This window comes from Lamprobacter modestohalophilus, assembly GCF_016583905.1.
Classification (GTDB): Bacteria; Pseudomonadota; Gammaproteobacteria; order Chromatiales; family Chromatiaceae; genus Lamprobacter; species Lamprobacter modestohalophilus.
On sequence record NZ_NRRY01000129.1, the window covers coordinates 1 to 2199 of the forward strand.

General features: G+C 67.0%; 1 protein-coding gene and 1 pseudogene. One reads left to right on the forward strand and one right to left on the reverse strand.

Annotation, left to right across the window (positions count from 1 at the left end; translation table 11 throughout):
* Positions 1–73: 73 nt before the first annotated feature.
* Positions 74–1621, reverse strand: a complete 1548-nt coding sequence (gene zwf / locus CKO42_RS26200) for a glucose-6-phosphate dehydrogenase (RefSeq protein WP_200252284.1) — start codon at positions 1619–1621, stop codon at positions 74–76.
* 208 nt (positions 1622–1829) lie between these two features.
* Here zwf and CKO42_RS26205 point away from each other — a divergent pair.
* Positions 1830–2199, forward strand: a pseudogene (locus CKO42_RS26205) (hypothetical protein); the annotation flags it as partial.

A 2199-nucleotide genomic window follows, 5' to 3' on the forward strand; every position in this document is an offset into this window, starting at 1 on the left:
CGCGCTGTCTGGCCTCTTGATTCATTGGTGCTCCTGTGGCCCGGTTGAGCGGTTGAACGGTATCTCTGGCGAATCAGCGCACGCAGGCCCCGACGTTGTCGGCGATCGCGCGCCAATGGTGGCCATTACGGGCCAGCAGCGCATCGGCCTCGGTCGGCCCGTCGCTGCCGGCGCGATAGCCTGGCAAGGGGACGGCGGTGTCGGCTGCCCAGGCCTGTTCGATCGGGGTGATCAGGCGCCACTGCGCCTCGACACCATCGCGCCGGGTGAACAGGGTCGGATCACCGCGCAGGGCGTCGAGCAGCAGCACCGCGTAGGCCGAGGGCGGGTTGTCGCCGAACGCGGCGTGGTAGCAGAAGTCCATCGACACCGGCACCGCGCGGCGCTCGCCGCCGGGCTGTTTGACGCCGAATGCCAGGCTGATGCCCTCGTCGGGTTGGATGCGCATCACGATGACATTGGCCGTGAGCGCCTCCTCGTGCGGGAACAGCTGCATCGGCGGATGGCGGAAGTGCACGGCGATCTCGGTGACCTGATGCGCGAGGCGCTTGCCGGTGCGCAGATAGAAGGGCACGCCGGCCCAGCGCCAATTGTCGATGCGCAGGTCGAGCGCGGCGAAGGTCTCGGTGCGCGAGCTCGCCGGCACCTTCGGCTCCTCAAGCCAGCCGGCGACCGAGGCGCCCTCGCTCTCGCCGGCGCTGTATTGGGCGCGCACCGTGCGCTCGGCGACCTGCTCGGGCGTCATCGGGGTGATGCTGCGCCAGACCTCGATCTTCTTGTCACGTACCGCATCGGCGTCGAAGGTGACCGGCGCCTCCATCGCGGTCAGTGCCAGCAGCTGAAGCAGGTGATTGGCGACCATATCGCGCAGTGCGCCGGACTCCTGGTAGTAGCCGGCGCGATGACCGACGCCGAGCGGCTCGGCGGCGGTGATCTCGACGTAATCGACCTGGTTGCGGTTCCACAGCGGCTCGAACAGCGCGTTGCTGAAGCGGAAGAAGAGGATGTTCTGGACCGTTTCCTTGCCCAGATAGTGATCGATGCGATAAACCTGTGATTCATCGAAGCCCTCAGCGACGACGGCGTTGAGTGCCTGCGCCGAGTCGAGATCATGGCCGAAGGGCTTCTCAAGGATCACCCGTGCGAAGCCGTCTTGCTCGCGGTTCAGGTCGGCTGCGGCCAACTGACGAAGGTTCGTCGGCGCCACCGAGGGCGGCGTGGCCAGATAGAACAGCCGGTTGGCCGTGGGCTGGTGGCTCAGGGTCTCACTCAGCCGTTGGTAGGTGCCCGCCTCGGTGAAGTCGCCGGGCAGATAGTGCAGGCGCTCGGCAAAGGCGTTCCAGGCGGTCTCGTCGAGCTGGGGGATCTCGGCGGAGGCGGCGGTCGCCTCCTTGAGCTGGGCTCGGAATTCATCGTCGTCGATCGGATCGCGGCTGATGCCGATGATCTGCAGCTCCGGCGCCAGGCAGCCCTCGCCGGCGAGATGGAACAGCGCCGGGATCAGCTTGCGTCGGGTTAGGTCGCCACTGGCGCCGAAGATCACCAGGACGCTGGGCTCAGCCTGGGGCAGCTCGGCGCGTGGGAGCTCGACACGGGTGGTGAGATCGATATCGGCCGGCATCGGGTGGTCCTCGGGGCTGGGGCTGGGGATGTGATCCGTTTGCCCCTTTGAGACCCGAGCGGCGCGCGTTTTCTTGCAGTGCTCCTTTTGAGTGCTCGATGGATGGCGAAAGAAGGCCGCCGCGGGGACGGTCCTAACGGGTGATCTGCAGCGAACCTTCGCGGCCACCTCAGCCGTCATGGCGCCACCCCAAAACGAGGTAATCACCATGCAAGAGACCCCCGATAGTGCCGTTTCGTTTCTCAGCCGGTTCCGCGGAAGCTTTACCTCCACACTGCGCTGGCACCAGCGCATTCCGTTGTGGACCAGTCTGCGCCGTGATGCCGCGGCCCGACCATCACGACGATGGCGAGTCGCCACAGGGTTGTTGCTCCTGGCCAGCCTTGGCGCGGAGAGCAGCATCGCTGCCAGCACCTGTGAGGCACCGGTTGCGGTGCAGGTGCTTGGCTCTGGCGGCCCAGAGGCCCAGCAGGAGCGCACCAGCGCGGGCTATCTGCTGTGGCTGGAGGGCAAGGCGCGGGTGCTGGTCGACCTCGGTGGCGGCAGTTTCGCGCGCTATGGGGCCAGCGGGGCGCGCT

Bases quoted from the DNA above. Each gene is read 5' to 3' on its own strand.
- zwf (WP_200252284.1), bottom strand. From the start codon at position 1,621: ATGCCGGCCGATATCGATCTCACCACCCGTGTCGAGCTCCCACGCGCC.